This window comes from Sphingomonas sp., assembly GCF_965200135.1.
Lineage (GTDB): Bacteria > Pseudomonadota > Alphaproteobacteria > Sphingomonadales > Sphingomonadaceae > Sphingomonas.
In genome coordinates, this window is the sequence record NZ_CBDATK010000009.1 from 63193 (window position 1) to 81049 (window position 17857).

Here is a 17857-nt window from a genome sequence, read left to right on the forward strand (position 1 = left end):
GAGGTTAGGCGTAGCGCGGCGGAGAGGGAAGGGGCGCGGACGCGAAAAGGGCGGCCCCGCGCGAAGCGGGACCGCCCTGTCGACAAGCGCTCACGGCATAAGCCGTGAGCCTGTCCCCACGAACGGGGCTGCCGACGCTCGGCCAATGGCCGAGCCCGGTCGGCCTGGCGAGGAAGGCGGGCCAGCTACGCTACCCCACCTTCCCCGCGCCGGCTTACTTGACCTCGACCGTCGCGCCGGCGGCTTCCAGCTGCGCCTTGATCTTGGCGGCCTCGTCCTTGTTGACACCTTCCTTGACGGCCTTGGGCGCACCCTCGACCAGCGCCTTGGCTTCGGTCAGGCCGAGCGCCGTGATCGCGCGGACCTCCTTGATGACGTTGATCTTCTTGCCGCCGTCGCCGGTCAGGATCACGTCGAACTCGGTCTGCTCCTCGGCGGCCGGCGCAGCGGCGCCACCACCGGCGGCCGGCGCGGCGGCGACGGCCGCGGCGGCCGAAACGCCCCACTTCTCTTCGAGCAGCTTGGACAGGTCGGCGGCTTCGAGGACGGTCAGCGCGCTCAGGCTCTCGACGAGCGAATTCAGGTCAGCCATTTTATATTCCTTCGGTTCGTATCGATTGAGGTGAAAGTCGGGACGCGGCTCAGGCCGCCTCCTTCTCCGCATAGGCGCTCAGCACGCGCGCGATCTGCGCGGCCGGGGCCTGGGTGATGGTCGCCAGCTTGGTCGCGGGTGCGACGATCAGGCCGACGATCTTGGCACGCAGCGCGTCGAGCGACGGCAGCGTCGCCAGCGCCTGCACGCCCGCCACGTCGAGCGCGACAGTGCCCATGGCACCGCCGACGATCTCGAACTTGTCGACCGTCTTGGCGAAGTCCACCACCACCTTGGCGGCGGCGACGGGGTCGGCGGACGTCGCCAGCCCGACCGGACCCGTCAGCATCGAGCCGAGCGAGCCATAGTCGGTGCCGTCGAGCGCGATCGCCGCCAGCTTGTTCTTGGAGACCTTGTAGGTCGCGCCTGCCTCTCGCATCGCGTTCCGCAGCCGGGTCGACTGCGCCACCGTCATGCCGTTGTTGCGGGTGACGACCACCACGCCGACCGACGAGAACGTCTGCTTGAGATCGGCGACGGCCGCGGCCTTTTGAGCACGATCCATTCGCTTCTCCTTCCGTCCCGCGAGGCACCGCCGCGCGGGAAACCACTTTGATGGACGCGGCAAGGCGCCACGCCCGTTACGTCTGGTCCGGCGATGGGGAAGGGGGCGCGAACGCACCGGTGGGCCGGACAGCGCCGGCCGAAACCTTTTCCCCGTCTCGGCAGGACATTAAGCCGGGAAGCCCGGCACCTGCTGTCTTGGACGGATGCCCGAACGCGAACGCTCGGGCAGCGGCGCGGCACTACGCACCGCCGGTGCCCAAGTCAATCACGATCGCCGCCGTCACACCGCTGTCGCCGAACTGTCCCGCGCGCGTCACGCGAATGCAGCGCCCCTGACACGGTCGCCCGGCAAGCGCCCCGCAACGACGAAGGGGAATTGCAATGAAGACCGTCACGAGCGCGCTCGATCTGTACCACGACGGCGACGTCGACACGAACCGCTCCGCCAACCCGCACCTCGCCGACCTGATCGCCGAGCGCTATTCGCGGCGCCAGACGCTGTTCGGCGGCCTTCATGCGGCGGGCGCGGCGGTGTTTGGCGGCATGTTGCTGTCGGCGTGCGGCGACGGCGACGCCGGCGACACCGGTCTGGCGGTGACGATCACCAACGGTGCCGCCGTCGCGACCTCCAGCGGCCGCACGGTGACGTTGAACGGCGACGTGGCGAGCAGCGGCGCGACCGGCACCTTCACGCAGGTCGCGGGCCCCGCCGTCGCGCTGGCCACGACGGGCAACGTCGCCACCTTCGTGGCGCCCGCCGTCACGACCAGCACGCCGCTCCAGTTCTCGTTCAAGGCGACGGCCGGCGGCAGCTCGGGCGAGGCGCTGACCACCGTCACCGTCAGCCCCGCCGCGCTCGGCTTCTCCGCGGTGGCCAAGAGCCTCGCCGACGTCGTCGCGGTCCCCGCCGGGCATACCGTCACCGTCCTCTACCGCACCGGCGATCCGATCGCGTCGGGCGTCTCGGCCTATGCCAATAACGGCACCGACGTGAACTTCGCGCAGCGTGCGGGCGACCATCACGACGGCATGACCTATTTCGGCCTCGCCGCGAGCGGCACCGCGCCGAATCCGTCGAGCAACACGCGCGGCGTGCTCGCGCTCAACCACGAGAACATCGCCGGCACCGTCGCGTATCTCCACGCCGCCGGCCAGACCGGCAACGTGTCGGGCGGCACCCGGCCCGAGGCGGAGGCGATCAAGGAGATCGAGGCGCACGGCGTGTCGGTGATTGAGGTCACGCGCGGCGCCGGCAATGCCGCCTGGAGCTATGTTCAGGCATCCGCGCTGAACCGCCGCATCACGCCCAACACGACAATGGCGCTCAACGGTCCGGCGCGCGGCAACGCGCTGCTCCGCACGCTGTTCGCGCCGACCGGCGTGCAGGCGCGCGGCACGATCAACAACTGCGCCAACGGCACGATGCCGTGGCAGACCTATCTGACCAACGAAGAGAACTGGGCCGGCTATTTCCGCCGCGACGCGGGCGACGCCGCGCGCCGCACCGCCGCCGGCCGCGCCAAGGAGAACCAGTCGCTGGCGCGCTACGGCATCAACGAGGGCGCGGTCGGCAACAACCGCTGGTCCACCGTCACCCCCGCCGACACCGCGTCGACCGTGTTCGCGCGCTGGAACGCCACGGTGCAGCCGACCGCCGCGACCGACGGCACCGGCGATTTCAGCCACGATCCGTTCGGCATGGGCTGGGTGGTGGAGATCGACCCGTTCGATCCCGCCTCGACCCCGCGCAAGCGCACCGCGCTCGGCCGCATGAACCACGAGGGGTGCCAGATCGGCCGCACGATCGCGGGCGTCCGTCCCGCCTTCTACATGGGCGACGACGCGCAGAACGAGTATATCTACAAGTTCGTGTCGAACACCGCCTGGGTGGCGGCGGACGCGACCGCGACGGACCGGCTCGCGATCGGCGACAAGTATCTCGACGCGGGCACGCTCTACGTCGCGCGCTTCGCCGCCGACGGCTCGGGCCAGTGGCTGCCGCTGGTGTTCGGTCAGAACGGGCTGACCTCGACCGCCGCCTATCCCTTCGCCGATCAGGCGGACGTGCTCATCAACGCCCGCCTCGCCGCCGACATCCTTGGCGCGACGCGGATGGACCGGCCGGAGTGGACGGCGGTCAACCCGGCGACGGGCGAGATGTACTGCACGCTCACCAACAACTCGTCGCGCACGCCGGCGACCACCGACGCGCCCAACCCGCGCGCCTATGTCGATCCGAAGCTGCCGCAGGGCGATGTCGTCAACGCCGACCCGCCCACCAGCGCGCAGGCGACGCGCGGCAACGCCAACGGCCACGTCATCCGCCTGCGCGAGACGGGCGACACGTCGGAGGCGACCGGCTTCGCGTGGGACATCTATGCCTTTGGATCGGGCGCCGATCTCAATGCGGCCAACATCAACCTGTCGGGGCTGGACGCGACCAACGACTTCTCGTCGCCCGACGGGCTGTGGTTCGGCGTGGCGAGCAACGTCACGGGGCAGGCGACGCCGCTATTGTGGATGCAGACCGACGACGGTGCCTATACCGACGTCACCAATTGCATGATGCTCGCCGCGATCCCCGGCACGGTCGGCGACGGCGGCACCCGGACGGTCGCCAATACGCTGACGACGGCGGCGAACGCGACCACGACGTCGTCGGTGACGACCCGCATCGGCAAGGCGCCGGGCACCGCGCTGCGCCGCTTCCTGGTCGGGCCGAAGGAGTGCGAGATCACCGGCATCCACTCGACCCCGGACGGCCGGTCGCTGTTCGTCAACATCCAGCATCCGGGCGAGAACGGCACCGCCGCCGCGCCGTCGTCGAACTGGCCCGCCAGCCAGACCGCCGCCGCACCGGGCGTCCGCCCGCGCTCGGCGACGATCGTCATCACCCGCGACGACGGGGGGATCGTCGGCCTGTAAGCCGCCGCGAGCACACGCGCTGCTGAGGCTGCGCGTGAGACGCGCCAGGCCGGCCGGGCTCGGCGACGGGATTGCGACCACGCGCGCCGGCCGCCCTTCCACGGTCGTGGAGCCCGGCTTACGCTGCGGCAAAACAGAGGAGTCGCAATGCCACGCACGGTTACCCAGGCCATCCTCGACGACTATGTCGGCAAGGGAGTGGACAATTTCTGCGCCAACGGTTTCACCACCGCCGCGCAGAACCATTGCGCGCATTTCGTCAGCCATGCGCTGGAGTTGCAACACGGCGTCCTGTGCGGCGACATGAAGTACGACACGCGCCACACCGGCGCCAGCATGCGGTGCAACGAGCTGTATAACGCCCTGACGCAGCGCGGCGCCTGGGCCGATGCGCCGGGGATTCAGGACGGCCTGCTGCTGTTCGTCACGCTGACCAGCAACGTCAGCGGCGACACGATGGGCAGCGCGCCCAAGAAGCATGTCGGCATCGTGTTCGGGGGCAAGGTCTACAATTTCGGCAACACCGCGCACGTCGTCCGCTGCGAAGCCACGGTCGACGCCTTCAAGACCCGGATGGGCCATGCCTATGGCGGCATGGACAAGGTCAGCTTCTTCTACGCGGTGCCGCAATGAAGTCGTTGGCGTTGCTCGCCGTCGTGCTGCTCCAGGCCGCCGGCGGCAACGGCACGCCGCCGCGCGCGCCGGCGCCGCTGAGCGACACCGGCACGGCGGTCGGCGTGCTGCTGGCGGCATCCGCCACCCCGATCGCGCGCGGCTCGTCGTGCGACGCGGAGATCCGGGGCAAGCCGCGCCGGACGCTGGGCGACGTCATGGCCGACAAGCTCGCGGGTTTCGCCGAAGGCAGCAACCAGATCGCCGGCGGCTGCGCGGGCGGGCAGTGTCGCGTGGTCCTGACGCATCGGGGCGGCGAGGAAGACCTGTTCCAGTATGAATATCGTTTCCGCGTCGCGCGCGGGCGGCTCGTCCCGGCGAGCCTCAGCTGCTTCGGCTCCTGAGCTGAGGGCCGTCGTCGCGGGACTTGCCCGCGCGGCGGCGCTTCGCTATCTGCCCACCTCATCCGACAGCGAGGATGTGTCTTCGCCCGGCCTTCTACCGAAGGTGCGGGCGGCGGACCCATGTCTCCGATAAGGCGAGTGCAGCAGCCGTGGCGAAGACGACCCCGCAGGAGTTCATCCGACAGGTCCAGGCCGAGACCAAGAAAGTCGTGTGGCCGACGTGGAAGGAAACGTGGATGACCGCGGCGATGGTGGCGGCGATGACCACGATCCTCGCGATCTTCTTCCTGGGCGTCGATTCGCTGTTCGACGCGCTGGTCGCGTCGCTGCTCAAGCTCGCGCAATAGAACGACTAGAGGAATACGACAGATGGCGCGCTGGTACATCATCCACGCCTATTCGGGCTTCGAGGGCAAGGTCCGCGACGCGATCATGGCGGAGGCGACGCGGCTCGGCCTCGATCGGCTGGTCGAGCAGATCGAGGTCCCGACCGAGACGGTGACGGAGGCGCGGCGCGGCAAGAAGATCGCGGTCGAGCGCAAGTTCATGCCCGGCTACGTCCTCGCCAAGCTCGACATGAACGACCAGGTCTATCACCTCGTCAAGAACACGCCCAAGGTCACGGGCTTTCTCGGCCCCAACGGCAAGCCGCAGGCGATCAGCGAGACCGAGGCCGGCCGCATGCTCCACACCAAGGAGGAGGCCGCCGCCAACGCACCCAAGCAGAAGATCAAGGTCGACTACGAGATCGGCGACGCGGTCAAGGTGCTCGACGGCCCGTTCGCGAGCTTCAACGGCACTGTCGAGGAGCTCGATTTCGACAAGGCCAAGGTCAAGGTTTCGGTCAGCATCTTCGGCCGCGCGACGCCGGTCGAGCTCGACTTCGAGCAGGTCGAACGAAGCAAGTAGGCCATCGGCCTACTTGCTGACCGCACCTGAATAGCTTGCTGTTCAGGAGACGGCGGAGACCGGCCGGGCTCGGCGCAGCCGAGCTTCGACGTCACGCGATTTACTCGCGTGACCGGCTCCGGCACATTCCTGAAAGAATGTCGACGCAAGACTATTGCGCCCGCGTCCCGCTGCCGTCACGCCCTGCGGCATGAACGCAGCCGACGTCTTCACCAAGCTCGACATCGAGCTAAAGCCAGACCCCGCGCGCACGGTGCTGCGGCCCTTCGGCTTCGGCTACCCTGCCGCCTTCGCCGACGAAGGGCGACCGACGCGGGCGCAGGCGGTGGCCGGCCGCTTGATGGCGCTCGACCCCGAGATGCGCGGGCGTATGCTCCGCCTCCTCCATGAGTCGATGGAAACCCGCCATCGCAACGTCGACCACGTCTTCCGCCGACGCTTCGACGAGGTCCGGGGCGACCTCGGCGAGGTCACGATCGAGGACGAACGCGACCGGTTGCTGGTCGGGGCGTATTTCAGCCAGGAATACGCGTTCGAATCAGCCGCTTTGTTCAACCCCAGCATCGTCGGCGTGCCCGATCAGGACCCGAACGACGACAGCATCCGCTTCATCCTGTCGCTGCGCGGGGTGGGGGAGGGGCATATCTCCTCCGTCACCTTCCGCTCGGGCACGTGGGACGGTGCCGACGGCCTCGTCGTCGACCAGGCCAGCGATCAGGGGGTGCCGCCGCGCATCGAGAGCGACGACGAGGGCTGGGTCCGGCTACGCTCGGACGACGCCAACGACATTTCCGAAACCGTGATCTTCCCGATCCTGCCCAGCCAGCGCCAGGGCGTCGAGGATCTCCGCCTCGTCAACTTCACCGATCATGACGGCGTTCAGAGCGTGATCGGCACCTATACCGCCTTCGACGGCAAGGACGCCCGCGCCGAGCTGCTGCGCGGCGTCGACCTCCGCACCTATGAGATGCGCGCGCTGACCGGCGCGATGTCGGGGTACAAGGGGATGGCGCTGTTCCCGCGCCGCATCGATGGCCGCTTCGCGATGCTGGGGCGGCAGGACAGCGAGAACCTCTGGCTGCTCTATTCCGACGACCTCCACGAATGGGAAACGGGCACGCGGCTGATGGGGCCGAAATACCCTTGGGAGTTCGTGCAGATCGGCAATTGCGGCTCCCCCATCGAGATCGATGAGGGCTGGCTGGTCTTCACCCACGGCGTCGGCATGGTGCGCGGCTATTGCGTCGGCGCGTGCCTGCTCGACAAGGCCGACCCGTCCAAGGTCCTCGCCCGCACGCCGTCGCCGCTGCTGTTCCCGACCAACGAGGAACGCGGCGGCTATGTCCCCAACGTCACCTACAGCTGCGGCGCGCTGCTCCACAAGCGCCGCGTCCTGCTGCCCTATGCGATCGGCGACGAGTACACCGTCTTCTCGTCGGGCAACGTCGACGACCTGCTCTCGGTGATGGAGCCCGCCTAGGCCGCGAGCCGCTGCTCGTCGCGCGCGCCTTCGTACCAGGCGTCGATCACCCCCGAGATCCGCCTCAGTGCTGCCGGCGTGTAGTGATGCGCGTGGATCAGTTCGTCGGCCGACAACATGTCGCCCAGTTCGACCAGCGCGAAGTTCCCCGGCCGTCGTGCCGCCACCGCGCGCCAGTGATCGTTCAGCACCGGGTGCAGCGCGCGCGATCGCGGCGGCACACAGCCGGCGTGAAGCTCGTACATCGCCACGTCCAGCCCCTGCGGCGGCAGGAACAGGAGGCAGCGTTTGTCCTCGCGCACGACCATGTCGACGAACAGGTCGGCGCATTCCCGGAACAGCGCGACGTCGATCTTCGGCGCGAATGCCGCCCAGCGCCAATCGATGTAATCGGTCGCCGCCGTATAGACGAGATGCCTGGGCCAGCGTTGCTCGCGCCACGCCCCCGTCTTCATCTGCGGCAGGCTGAACAGGCGGGGATTGTTGTCGAAGTCGATCACCTCGCCGAACCGGCTGTAATGGTGGAACGCCCCCGACTGGCAATCCGCCATGATCCGCATGTCCACCGCCGCCTCGTCGCGCGGCGCCTCCGCCGCCAGCACCCGCGCGCGCACGGCGGCGTCGCTGAACGGCAGCGTCGTGATCGCATCGGCCGATTGCGGCGGCAGCGGCTTGCGGAAATCCGGACTGGCGCTCAGCCGATAGCCGCGCTCGGCCAGCATCCGGATCGTCGCGTCCTCGACCCCCATGTGCATGATCCGGCAGGAGAAGGCGAAATGCTCCAGCCTGCGCGTCCGGAATGCGTACACCGCGACGCCGACCAGCCCGTAGTAGCCATAGCGGTCCCACACGAAGACGCCGAGCACCTCGTAATAATCGATGTCCTGGATGCGCGCGGCGACCTCCGCCTCGGTGGTGCGCGATTGCGTGTAGTTTAGCTGGTTGCTGCGGTTGATGAGCTCCGCGATCCGGCCTGCAAACTGCAGGTTGTCCATCCGATCGGTGAACGTCGCGCAGATGCCGCTGTCGCGCAGGAAGCCCCCGTCCGACATCGCGCTGTCCTCGCGCGCCGCGACGCGGCTTTCCAGCAGCCGATAGTCCGCCACCCGGCTCTTCCCCGTCGTCGCCGCCAGCAGCCCCGCCAGCAGCGTGTCGCAGTCGGGCGAGCGCGCATCGACCGTTCTGATCCCCGGTGCCGCCGCCTCGACCTCGCGCAGGTTGTGCGGGTTGTCGTCGACGAACAGCACATTGGCGGGACGCAGCTGCATGTCCTCGATCAGCCGCTTCACCGCCGCGCCCTTGGGCACGAAGGCGATGCGAGGGAATACGAAGTCGTCCCACAGGCCGTGCCGCTCCAGCACCGCCCGCGCGGCGTCATGTTCGTTCTTGGAGCATATCGCCGACACCACGCCGCGCGCATTGAACGCCCGCACCGCCGCGATCCGTCCGGCATCAAGCACCGGCACGTCGCCATCCGCCAGCGTGCCCGTCCACAGCGTGTCGTCCAGATCCCACACGATCAGCTTCAGCGTGAACGGCGCGTCCTCGACCGGCGGATAGGCCGCCGCGATCGCCGCCGCCGGCGGCGCCCAGAACGCCGCGACCCGCCCTGCGCCCGCCTGCGCCAGAAACGGCGCGACGTCCGCTCGGTTGCCGCTCGCCCCGAGCAGCACTGCCGCGCCCAGCAGCGTCGCGTCGTCCACCGTGTCCAGCGCCACCCCATCGGGCAGCCTGGCCGCGCGCAGCATCGCCAGCATGCGCCCGGCCAGCACCGGCGGACACGCCGCCACCCCCATCAGCGCCGCCTCGGCGTCACCTGTCTCGAGCGTGTCGAGCAGCAGCGCGACGACGCCGATCAGCACCGCCGCACCGTCGTCGCCGTCCCAGAACGCCGGATGCCGCGCGGCGGGGACGAATAACCCCGGCAGCAGCGTCATGTCGGCCTGCCGCAACAGGTCCGCCGCCAACGCGCCGAACGCCGCATCCGACAGGACCTCGCCCGCCCAGACACTCGTCACCTGCTCCACGCCCGCCTCCGCACCGTTTGCGGACGGATGTGACGCAGGATGGTTAACGCGGGGTGCACACCGGCATCGAAGTCATCCGCTTTCGCGGGAGAGGAGCGAGACCGGTTCCGCACGTCGCGGGGTCCGGTCGCAGCGGTGAGGGTCACTGCCCTGAGCGCAACTCGCGCGTCGTCGCGGCCTTGAGCCGCGCGCCGGCTTCTGCTAACGGCCCCCGCTTCCAAGCACATCGCTGGATATCGACCGCGGGAGGGCTTGCGCCCGTCTGGACCGCTAAGAGGAAACACATGGCCAAGAAAATTACCGGCTATATCAAGCTTCAGGTGCCGGCCGGCTCCGCCAATCCGTCGCCGCCGATCGGGCCGGCGCTGGGTCAGCGCGGGGTCAACATCATGGAGTTCTGCAAGCAGTTCAACGCGCAGACCGGCGACGCGGAAAAGGGGACGCCGCTCCCCACCGTCATAACCGTCTATGCCGACCGCTCCTTCTCGTTCGAGACGAAGACCCCGCCCGCGACCTATCTGCTGAAGAAGGCCGCGAACCTGAAGTCGGGGTCCAAGGAGCCGGGCAAGACCAGCGCGGGCACGATCAAGCGCTCTCAGGTCGCCGAGGTCGCGACCGCGAAGATGAAGGATCTGAACGCCAACGATATCGAAGCGGCGACGAAGATCATCGAAGGCTCCGCGCGCGCGATGGGCCTGCAAGTGGTGGAGGGCTGATCATGGCGACCAAGAAGCAGAAGAGCTGGACCGTCGATGCCGAGCAGCTCCACGGCGTCGACGAGGCGATCAACCTCGCCAAGACGCTGGCGACCTCGAAGTTCGACGAGACGATCGAGATCTCGATGAACCTGGGCGTCGATCCCCGCCACGCCGACCAGATGGTCCGCGGCGTCGTCAACCTGCCCAAGGGCACCGGCAAGACCGTCCGCGTCGGCGTGTTCGCGCGTGGTCCCAAGGCGGACGAAGCGCGTGAGGCGGGCGCCGACGTGGTCGGTGCCGAGGACCTGATGGAAGAGATCCAGGGCGGCAAGATCGACTTCGACCGCTGCATCGCGACGCCCGACATGATGGGCATCGTCGGTCGGCTGGGCAAGGTGCTCGGTCCCAAGGGGCTGATGCCGAACCCGAAGCTCGGCACCGTCACGATGAACGTCGCGCAGGCGGTCAAGGACGCCAAGGGCGGCCAGGTCGAGTATCGCGTCGAAAAGGCCGGGATCATCCACTCCGGCATCGGCAAGGCGAGCTTCCCCGCCGAGGACCTGCGCGCGAACTTCGACGCGCTGGTCGACGCCGTGGTCCGCGCCAAGCCGTCGGGTGCCAAGGGCAAGTACGTCCGCAAGATCGCGGTCAGCTCGACCATGGGCCCCGGCATCCGCGTCGACACCGCCGAAATCGTCGGCGCGTGATCCGATAGTCCTCTCCCTGCGGGCGAGAGGAACAGGTCGCGAAACGACAGGGCGAGGGCCCGGACGAAAGTCCGGGCCCTTTCTCGTTCACCCCGGCTTCCCTTGCGTGAAGTCGAACCTGATCCGCACCCACGCGCCGATCAGCGGCTTGCCGCCCAGACGCGGCGGCCGCACCTGGAACTGCCACGCCGCCTGCCGCAGCGCCCGCGACAGCCCCGATCCGCGCGGGCTCTCGTCCAGCTCGCGGCAGTTGCCGACATGGAACTGCGGCTCGGTCCTGCAGGCGATCGTCGCCCAGCCCGGCTGCGGCCCGCCGGGCAGGTACAGCGCCAGCGCGTTGGGCGGCGGCTCTCGATACCATTCCGCGTTGTACAGCCGCGCGCCGCCCGGCCCCTCGCCAGGCCCCGCCACCGCTGCGGTGTCGACCGCCGTGTCCGCACCGTCGGCGTCGCTCGGCGCTTTGGCCATGCGGCCGATGTCGGTCGCGGCGAAGTCGTCATGGGTCATCGCCAGCGCGGGTGCCGGCGTAGGCACGGGGATCGGCACCGGCGGCGGTGGGGCGGGGGAGGGCGGCGCGGCGGCCGTGCGTGCGACCGCCTGCCGCGCGGCTTGCGGCTTCGGCGCCGCCGCCTGCTTCTCGCCCTCCGGGATCATCGTGAAGACGGGGCGCGATTCGCGCGGCTGCTTCGGCGGCGCGACGCCCAGCCGAAGCAGCAGCAACAGCAGGATCGCGACGAACGCCACCGCCATCGCCGCCGAACCCAGCCGCGAGCGCGCGTCCACGCCGCGCCGATAGGATGTCGAATAGGTCAATGCTGGCAGGGGAGCTCGGACTCGAACCGAGGGCCTTCGGTTTTGGAGACCGACGCTCTAACCAACTGAGCTACACCCCTCCAGCCAAATTCCCCTAGCCTCGTGAACTTTACCGTGCAAGCCACCGCGACCTTGGTGGCCCGGTTGACCGACTTGGGCGCAGCGCGTATAGGCTCGCGCGTTCGCTCGCGGACACGCTTGAACATTGCTGGGTGCGCTTGCCGGGGCTCGCATGAGCCCCTTTTCGCATTCCGTGTTGGGCTCCAGCAAAGTAACCCCGAAAGGTGAAGGGCTTCAATGCCGACGATCAACCAACTGGTCCGCAAGGGCCGCGAACCGCAAAAGGCGAAATCGAAAGTGCCCGCCATGGAGCAGAATCCTCAGAAGCGAGGAGTTTGCACCCGCGTTTATACGACGACCCCGAAGAAGCCGAACTCGGCATTGCGTAAGGTGGCCAAGGTTCGCCTGACCAATCAGCGCGAGGTCATCAGCTATATTCCGGGCGAGGGCCACAATCTGCAGGAGCATTCGGTCGTGCTGATCCGCGGCGGTCGCGTTCGCGATCTGCCGGGTGTGCGCTACCATGTGCTGCGTGGCGTTCTCGACACACAGGGTGTCAAGGATCGCCGTCAGTCGCGTTCCAAGTACGGGGCCAAGCGCCCCAAGTAAGCGCCGGTTTGTCCGGACATCGCTGAAATCCGAAGGAAGAAGATATGGCTCGTCGTCGTCGCCCCGAAAAGCGCGAAATCCTCCCCGATCCCAAGTTCGGGGATGAGGTTCTGTCCAAGTTCATGAACTCCGTCATGTACGACGGCAAGAAGTCGGTCGCCGAGTTGATCGTGTACGGCGCAATGGAAGTGGTCGAGACGCGCGCCAAGCGCGATCCGCTCGGCGTGTTCCACGATGCGCTGAACAACATCAAGCCGGGTATCGAGGTCCGTAGTCGCCGCGTCGGTGGCGCGACCTATCAGGTGCCGGTCGAGGTTCGCCCCGAGCGGGCACAGGCGCTGGCGATTCGCTGGCTGATCTCCGCGGCGCGCTCACGCTCGGAGAACACCATGGCGGCGCGCCTCTCGGGCGAGCTGCTCGACGCCTCCAACAATCGCGGCAATGCGGTGAAGAAGCGCGAGGACACGCACCGTATGGCGGAGGCGAATCGCGCGTTCAGCCATTACCGCTGGTAGGCTTGGAACGACCCTCGATCTAACCTATATCGTGGGGAGCTGGCGTGGAGCCGGCTCCCCACATCGCTAAGGAAGCCCCGACCATGGCCCGCAGCCATCCGCTCGATCGTTACCGCAACATTGGCATCATGGCGCACATCGACGCCGGCAAGACGACGACGACCGAGCGCATCCTCTATTACACCGGCAAGTCCTACAAGATCGGCGAGGTGCATGAGGGCACCGCGACGATGGACTGGATGGAGCAGGAGCAGGAGCGCGGGATCACGATCACGTCCGCCGCGACGACGTGCAAGTGGCGCGCCGAAGAGGGCAAGGGCGAAGAGCACCTGATCAACATCATCGACACGCCGGGCCACGTCGACTTCACCATCGAGGTCGAGCGTTCGCTGCGCGTACTGGATGGCGCCGTCGCGTGTTTCGACGGCGTTGCCGGGGTCGAGCCGCAGTCCGAAACCGTCTGGCGCCAAGCCGAGAAGTACAAAGTGCCGCGGATGTGCTTCGTCAATAAGCTCGACCGCACCGGCGCCGACTTCTATTTCTGCGTCCAGTCGATCATTGATCGCCTCGGTGCGCGTCCGGCCGTGCTTTACCTGCCGATCGGCATGGAAGGCGGCTTCAAGGGCCTGGTCGACCTGGTCGAGAACCGCGCGATCATCTGGCTCGAAGAGAGCCTGGGCGCGAAGTTCGAGTATACGGACATCCCCGAGGACATGGTCGAAAAGGCGGCAAAGTATCGCAGCGACCTGATCGAGATGGCCGTCGAGCAGGACGACGATCTGATGGAGGCGTATCTAGAGGGCAACGAGCCCAGCACCGCCGACCTGAAGAAGCTGATCCGCAAGGGTACGCTGAACTTCTCGTTCGTGCCGATTGTGTGCGGTTCGGCATTCAAGAACAAGGGCGTGCAGCCCCTGCTCGACGCCGTGGTCGATTTCCTGCCGTCGCCGCTCGACGTTCCCGCCATCCAGGGCCTCAAGCTCGACGGCGTGACCCCGGACGAGCGTCCGTCGTCGGACGAGGCGCCGTTCTCGGCCCTCGCGTTCAAGATCATGAACGATCCGTTCGTCGGCACGCTGACTTTCGCGCGCATCTATTCGGGCAAGCTCGAGACCGCGTCGCAGGTCACGAACTCGGTGAAGGACAAGAAGGAAAAGGTCGGCCGCATGCTGCTGATGCATGCGAACGAGCGCGAGGACATCCAGGTGGCGTACGCCGGCGACATCGTCGCGCTGGCTGGCCTGAAGGATACCACGACCGGCGATACGCTGTGTGCGATGAACGCGCCGATCATCCTCGAGCGGATGGAGTTCCCGGAGCCGGTGATCGAGCTGTCGGTTGAGCCGAAGACCAAGGCCGACCAGGAGAAGATGGGCGTGGCCCTCAACCGTCTCGCGCGTGAGGACCCGTCGTTCCGCGTTTCGTCGGATGCCGAATCGGGCCAGACCATCATCAAGGGCATGGGCGAGCTTCACCTCGAGATACTGGTCGATCGCATGAAGCGCGAGTTCAAGGTCGAAGCCAACGTCGGTGCGCCGCAGGTCGCGTATCGCGAATATCTCGGCAAGCCGGTCGACGTCGACTACACGCACAAGAAGCAGTCGGGCGGCACCGGGCAGTTCGGCCGCGTGAAGGTCAAGGTCACGCCGGGTGAGCGCGGTTCGGGCATCATCTTCAAGGACGAGATCAAGGGCGGCAATATTCCCAAGGAGTATCTGCCGGCGATCGAGAAGGGCTTCCGCGAGACGGCGGCCACGGGCTCGCTGGTCGGTTTTCCGATCATCGATTTCGAGATCGTGCTTTACGACGGTGCATACCATGACGTCGATTCGTCGGCGCTGGCGTTCGAAATCTGTGCTCGTGGCGCTATGCGCGAGGTGGCGCAGAAAGCGGGCATCAAGCTGCTCGAGCCGATCATGAAGGTCGAGGTCGTTACGCCGGAAGATTATCTCGGCGACGTGATCGGCGACATGAACAGCCGCCGTGGCCAGATCCAGGGCACCGACACGCGCGGCAACGCGCAGTCGGTGGACGCGATGGTCCCGCTGGCCAACATGTTCGGGTACGTGAACGCGCTGCGCTCGTTCACACAGGGTCGCGCGAACTACTCGATGCAGTTCTCGCATTACGACGAGGTGCCCGCGAACGTCGCCGACGAGGTGAAGGCGAAGCTGGCGTAACCTCGTTCCACTCGCTATGGGGCGCGTTCGCGCGACACCGCTCGCGATCCAGACAGATTCAAGAAGGTAGGGAAACATGGCCAAGGCTAAATTCGAGCGGAACAAGCCGCATCTCAACATCGGCACCATCGGTCACGTCGACCATGGCAAGACCTCGCTGACCGCGGCAATCACCAAGGTGCTGGCCGAGACGACCGGCGGCGTCGCCGTCGACTTCGCCAACATCGACAAGGCGCCTGAAGAGCGCGAGCGCGGCATCACGATCTCGACCGCCCACGTCGAGTACGAGACGACCGCGCGCCACTATGCGCACGTCGATTGCCCGGGCCACGCCGATTACGTGAAGAACATGATCACCGGCGCGGCGCAGATGGACGGCGCGATCCTGGTCGTGTCCGCTACCGACGGTCCGATGCCGCAGACCCGCGAGCACATCCTGCTCGCGCGTCAGGTCGGCGTGCCGGCGATGGTCGTGTTCATGAACAAGGTCGACTTGGTCGACGACGCCGAGATCCTCGAGCTCGTCGAGCTGGAAATCCGCGAGCTGCTGTCGTCGTATGAGTTCCCCGGCGACGACATCCCTGTGATCCAGGGGTCGGCGACCGCTGCGCTGCAGGACAAGCTGCCCGAGATCGGCAAGGAAGCCGTCCTGAAGCTGATGCAGGCGGTCGACGACTACATTCCGCAGCCTGAGCGTCCGCTGGACAAGCCGTTCATGATGCCGATCGAGGACGTGTTCTCGATCTCGGGTCGCGGCACGGTCGTCACCGGGCGCGTCGAGACCGGCATCGTCAAGGTTGGTGAGGAAGTCGAGATCGTCGGCATCCATCCGACGGTCCGCAAGACCACGGTCACGGGCGTCGAGATGTTCCGCAAGCTGCTCGATCAGGGCCAGGCCGGCGACAATGTCGGCGCGCTGATCCGTGGCGTCGCGCGTGACGAGGTCGAGCGTGGCCAGGTGCTCTGCAAGCCGGGCACGATCAAGCCGCACACCGACTTCAACTCGGAAGTGTACGTGCTGTCGAAGGAAGAGGGCGGCCGTCACACGCCGTTCTTCGCCAACTATCGTCCGCAGTTCTATTTCCGTACCACGGACGTGACCGGCACCGTCGAGCTGCCCGAGGGCACCGAAATGGTGATGCCGGGCGACAACGTCGCGCTTGGCATCAAGCTGATCGCGCCGATCGCGATGGACGTGGGTCAGCGGTTCACCATCCGTGAGGGTGGCCGGACCGTGGGCGCAGGCGTCGTCAGCGGCATCTCCAAGTAAACCGACTTTCGATCGGATGGCCGCCCGGCTCCCTGTAAAAGGGTGCCGGGCGGTTGCTTTTTGTGAAGGGCTCTGCCACAGGCCGCGCCTTCGCCAGTTCCAGACAGCAAGAGCCCGCCAACGGGTCCGCTCTTTCACATCGGTAGGGTTTCCATGGACAACAACATCCGCATTCGCCTGAAGGCGTTCGACCATCGCGTGCTCGACCAGGCGGCCGGCGACATTGCCGACACCGCGCGTCGCACCGGCGCGCTGATCCGTGGCCCGATCCCGCTGCCCACGCACATCGACAAGTTTACCGTCAACCGTGGCCCCCACATCGACAAGAAGAGCCGCGAGCAGTTCGAGACGCGGACTTACAAGCGCCTGCTCGACATCGTCCAGCCGACCCCGCAGACGGTCGATGCGCTGATGAAGCTGGACCTCGCCGCCGGCGTCGACGTCGAGATCAAGCTCGCCTGACGGTCATCGGTCGACCTCGCAAAAGCGGGGTTGGCCTGTTGACGCGGCAGGCAAGCTGGCCTAATGGCCCTACTCCCGCGGTCGAACGCCATGGTTTCCTTGGCGGTCCCATGGGGGCAACGACATCGAGATACCGCCAGCCTTTATAGCTGGGACAGCGTCTCCCGTTTACGTCCGGTTTGCCGGGCGCCCAGCCCGGGACGGGGGCTCGCTTCGCTTTTCCGGGCTGACACGCACGTCGGATTTCCTGCCGTGCCTCTGTGAGGAGTTTGGTCATGCGCACCGGCGTGATCGCGAAGAAAATGGGCATGACCCGCCTGTTCCGGGACGACGGTCGCCACGTGCCCGTCACCGTCCTGCAGCTCGACGGGCTTCAGGTCGTTGCCCGCCGCGAGATGGACAGGGACGGCTACACCGCCGTCCAGCTTGGTGCGGGTAGCGCCAAGGCAAAGAACGTTGCCAAGCCGCAGCGCGGCCACTTCGGCAAGGCCGAGGTCGAGCCCAAGGCGTTCGTGGCCGAGTTCCGCGTGACCGAGGACAATCTCCTCGACGTCGGCGCGGAGCTGTCGGCCGAGCACTTCGTGGCTGGCCAGTTGGTCGATATTCAGGGTCGTACGCAGGGCAAGGGCTTTGCCGGCGGCATGAAGCGCTGGGGTTTCGGCGGTTTGCGCGCGACGCACGGCGTGTCGGTCTCGCACCGCTCGCTCGGCTCGACCGGTCAGCGCCAGGATCCGGGTCGCGTCTTCAAGAACAAGAAGATGGCCGGCCACATGGGCGACCGTAACCGCACCCAGCAGAACCTGGAGGTCGTTTCGACCGACGCCGAGCGTGGCCTGATCTTCGTCAAGGGCTCGGTGCCCGGATCGAAGGGCGGCTGGCTGCTCGTCAAGGATGCGGTCAAGGTGCCGGCGCATGCCGACGTGCCGACCCCGGCTGGCTTGAAGGCCGCCCACAGCAACGAAACGCCGGTTTCTTCCGCCGATACCGCTCCGGCGGTCGAGGCTGATGCCGGCCAGGAGGCTTAATC

Annotated in this window: 18 protein-coding genes and 1 tRNA gene; 14 read left to right on the top strand and 5 right to left on the bottom strand. The window is 67.2% G+C overall.

All coding sequences use genetic code 11. The features are described from left to right. Positions 1 to 214 precede the first annotated feature (214 nt). Complete coding sequence (gene rplL / locus ACOFKS_RS11750; protein ID WP_419809438.1) at positions 215 to 592, bottom strand: 50S ribosomal protein L7/L12; 378 nt, start codon at positions 590 to 592, stop codon at positions 215 to 217. A gap of 49 nt (positions 593 to 641) precedes the next feature. Next, positions 642 to 1157 carry a 50S ribosomal protein L10 gene (rplJ, locus tag ACOFKS_RS11755; RefSeq protein WP_419809439.1) on the bottom strand — a complete coding sequence of 172 codons (516 nt, stop codon included), beginning with the start codon at positions 1155 to 1157 and terminating at the stop codon, positions 642 to 644. Between the two features lie 383 nt (positions 1158 to 1540). On the opposite strand from rplJ, the gene ACOFKS_RS11760 reads away from it, so the two are divergent. The 6 genes from ACOFKS_RS11760 (at position 1541) to ACOFKS_RS11785 (ending at position 7489) form a co-directional block, all read left to right on the top strand. Then, on the top strand, positions 1541 to 4084 hold the full coding sequence (locus ACOFKS_RS11760) for an alkaline phosphatase PhoX (protein ID WP_419809440.1): 2544 nt from the start codon (positions 1541 to 1543) through the stop codon (positions 4082 to 4084). Positions 4085 to 4231: 147 nt separating this feature from the next. After that, a complete protein-coding gene (locus ACOFKS_RS11765) occupies positions 4232 to 4717 on the top strand; it encodes a hypothetical protein (RefSeq protein ID WP_419809441.1) in 486 nt (161 codons plus the stop codon). Then, on the top strand, positions 4714 to 5100 hold the full coding sequence (locus ACOFKS_RS11770) for a hypothetical protein (RefSeq protein ID WP_419809442.1): 387 nt from the start codon (positions 4714 to 4716) through the stop codon (positions 5098 to 5100). Before ACOFKS_RS11765 ends, ACOFKS_RS11770 begins: the two co-directional genes overlap by 4 nt. Positions 5101 to 5249: 149 nt before the next feature. Further along, positions 5250 to 5447, top strand: coding sequence for a preprotein translocase subunit SecE (gene secE, locus ACOFKS_RS11775; RefSeq protein ID WP_419809443.1), 198 nt, complete (start codon positions 5250 to 5252; stop codon positions 5445 to 5447). Positions 5448 to 5469: 22 nt separating this feature from the next. Next, positions 5470 to 6009 carry a transcription termination/antitermination protein NusG gene (gene nusG / locus ACOFKS_RS11780; protein WP_419809444.1) on the top strand — a complete coding sequence of 180 codons (540 nt, stop codon included), beginning with the start codon at positions 5470 to 5472 and terminating at the stop codon, positions 6007 to 6009. A 190-nt stretch (positions 6010 to 6199) separates the two neighbouring features. Next, a complete protein-coding gene (locus ACOFKS_RS11785; protein ID WP_419809445.1) occupies positions 6200 to 7489 on the top strand; it encodes a glycoside hydrolase family 130 protein in 1290 nt (429 codons plus the stop codon). Here ACOFKS_RS11785 and ACOFKS_RS11790 read toward each other — a convergent pair. Further along, positions 7486 to 9516: an HAD-IIIC family phosphatase gene (locus tag ACOFKS_RS11790; protein WP_419809446.1), complete on the bottom strand. Its 2031-nt coding sequence runs from the start codon at positions 9514 to 9516 to the stop codon at positions 7486 to 7488. The genes ACOFKS_RS11785 and ACOFKS_RS11790 overlap by 4 nt on opposite strands. A 284-nt stretch (positions 9517 to 9800) precedes the next feature. Between ACOFKS_RS11790 and rplK the strand changes: the two genes are divergently transcribed. Both rplK and rplA read left to right on the top strand, forming a co-directional pair. Continuing rightward, positions 9801 to 10232, top strand: coding sequence for a 50S ribosomal protein L11 (gene rplK, locus ACOFKS_RS11795; RefSeq protein ID WP_419809447.1), 432 nt, complete (start codon positions 9801 to 9803; stop codon positions 10230 to 10232). A gap of 2 nt (positions 10233 to 10234) precedes the next feature. After that, positions 10235 to 10921, top strand: a complete 687-nt coding sequence (gene rplA, locus ACOFKS_RS11800; protein ID WP_419809448.1) for a 50S ribosomal protein L1 — start codon at positions 10235 to 10237, stop codon at positions 10919 to 10921. 87 nt (positions 10922 to 11008) lie between these two features. Here rplA and ACOFKS_RS11805 read toward each other — a convergent pair whose 3' ends face one another. Both ACOFKS_RS11805 and ACOFKS_RS11810 read right to left on the bottom strand, forming a co-directional pair. Beyond that, on the bottom strand, positions 11009 to 11704 hold the full coding sequence (locus ACOFKS_RS11805; RefSeq protein ID WP_419809449.1) for a hypothetical protein: 696 nt from the start codon (positions 11702 to 11704) through the stop codon (positions 11009 to 11011). Between the two features lie 33 nt (positions 11705 to 11737). Then, positions 11738 to 11814, bottom strand: a tRNA-Trp gene (locus ACOFKS_RS11810). Between the two features lie 217 nt (positions 11815 to 12031). On the opposite strand from ACOFKS_RS11810, the gene rpsL reads away from it, so the two are divergent. The 6 genes from rpsL to rplC all read left to right on the top strand — a co-directional run bounded on the left by rpsL (position 12032) and on the right by rplC (position 17855). Beyond that, positions 12032 to 12403, top strand: a complete 372-nt coding sequence (gene rpsL, locus ACOFKS_RS11815; protein WP_029936467.1) for a 30S ribosomal protein S12 — start codon at positions 12032 to 12034, stop codon at positions 12401 to 12403. Positions 12404 to 12447: 44 nt separating this feature from the next. Then, on the top strand, positions 12448 to 12918 hold the full coding sequence (gene rpsG / locus ACOFKS_RS11820; protein WP_419809450.1) for a 30S ribosomal protein S7: 471 nt from the start codon (positions 12448 to 12450) through the stop codon (positions 12916 to 12918). A gap of 83 nt (positions 12919 to 13001) precedes the next feature. Next, positions 13002 to 15098, top strand: coding sequence for an elongation factor G (gene fusA, locus ACOFKS_RS11825; protein ID WP_419809451.1), 2097 nt, complete (start codon positions 13002 to 13004; stop codon positions 15096 to 15098). A 76-nt stretch (positions 15099 to 15174) separates the two neighbouring features. After that, the gene (gene tuf, locus ACOFKS_RS11830) at positions 15175 to 16368 is read left to right on the top strand and encodes an elongation factor Tu (RefSeq protein ID WP_419809452.1); all 1194 of its coding nucleotides are present in this window, start codon (positions 15175 to 15177) and stop codon (positions 16366 to 16368) included. Positions 16369 to 16521: 153 nt separating this feature from the next. Next, complete coding sequence (gene rpsJ / locus ACOFKS_RS11835) at positions 16522 to 16830, top strand: 30S ribosomal protein S10 (protein WP_033921125.1); 309 nt, start codon at positions 16522 to 16524, stop codon at positions 16828 to 16830. Positions 16831 to 17105: 275 nt separating this feature from the next. Further along, complete coding sequence (gene rplC / locus ACOFKS_RS11840; RefSeq protein WP_419809453.1) at positions 17106 to 17855, top strand: 50S ribosomal protein L3; 750 nt, start codon at positions 17106 to 17108, stop codon at positions 17853 to 17855. Positions 17856 to 17857: the final 2 nt, after the last annotated feature.

Coding starts and splice junctions, on each gene's coding strand:
- tuf (WP_419809452.1), top strand. CDS start 15,175: ATGGCCAAGGCTAAATTCGAGCGGAACAAGCCGCATCTCAACATCGGC.
- rplJ (WP_419809439.1), bottom strand. CDS start 1,157: ATGGATCGTGCTCAAAAGGCCGCGGCCGTCGCCGATCTCAAGCAGACG.
- nusG (WP_419809444.1), top strand. CDS start 5,470: ATGGCGCGCTGGTACATCATCCACGCCTATTCGGGCTTCGAGGGCAAG.
- rplA (WP_419809448.1), top strand. CDS start 10,235: ATGGCGACCAAGAAGCAGAAGAGCTGGACCGTCGATGCCGAGCAGCTC.
- rplL (WP_419809438.1), bottom strand. CDS start 592: ATGGCTGACCTGAATTCGCTCGTCGAGAGCCTGAGCGCGCTGACCGTC.
- ACOFKS_RS11785 (WP_419809445.1), top strand. CDS start 6,200: ATGAACGCAGCCGACGTCTTCACCAAGCTCGACATCGAGCTAAAGCCA.
- rpsG (WP_419809450.1), top strand. CDS start 12,448: ATGGCTCGTCGTCGTCGCCCCGAAAAGCGCGAAATCCTCCCCGATCCC.
- rpsJ (WP_033921125.1), top strand. CDS start 16,522: ATGGACAACAACATCCGCATTCGCCTGAAGGCGTTCGACCATCGCGTG.
- rplK (WP_419809447.1), top strand. CDS start 9,801: ATGGCCAAGAAAATTACCGGCTATATCAAGCTTCAGGTGCCGGCCGGC.
- rplC (WP_419809453.1), top strand. CDS start 17,106: ATGCGCACCGGCGTGATCGCGAAGAAAATGGGCATGACCCGCCTGTTC.
- rpsL (WP_029936467.1), top strand. CDS start 12,032: ATGCCGACGATCAACCAACTGGTCCGCAAGGGCCGCGAACCGCAAAAG.
- ACOFKS_RS11765 (WP_419809441.1), top strand. CDS start 4,232: ATGCCACGCACGGTTACCCAGGCCATCCTCGACGACTATGTCGGCAAG.
- fusA (WP_419809451.1), top strand. CDS start 13,002: ATGGCCCGCAGCCATCCGCTCGATCGTTACCGCAACATTGGCATCATG.
- ACOFKS_RS11760 (WP_419809440.1), top strand. CDS start 1,541: ATGAAGACCGTCACGAGCGCGCTCGATCTGTACCACGACGGCGACGTC.
- ACOFKS_RS11770 (WP_419809442.1), top strand. CDS start 4,714: ATGAAGTCGTTGGCGTTGCTCGCCGTCGTGCTGCTCCAGGCCGCCGGC.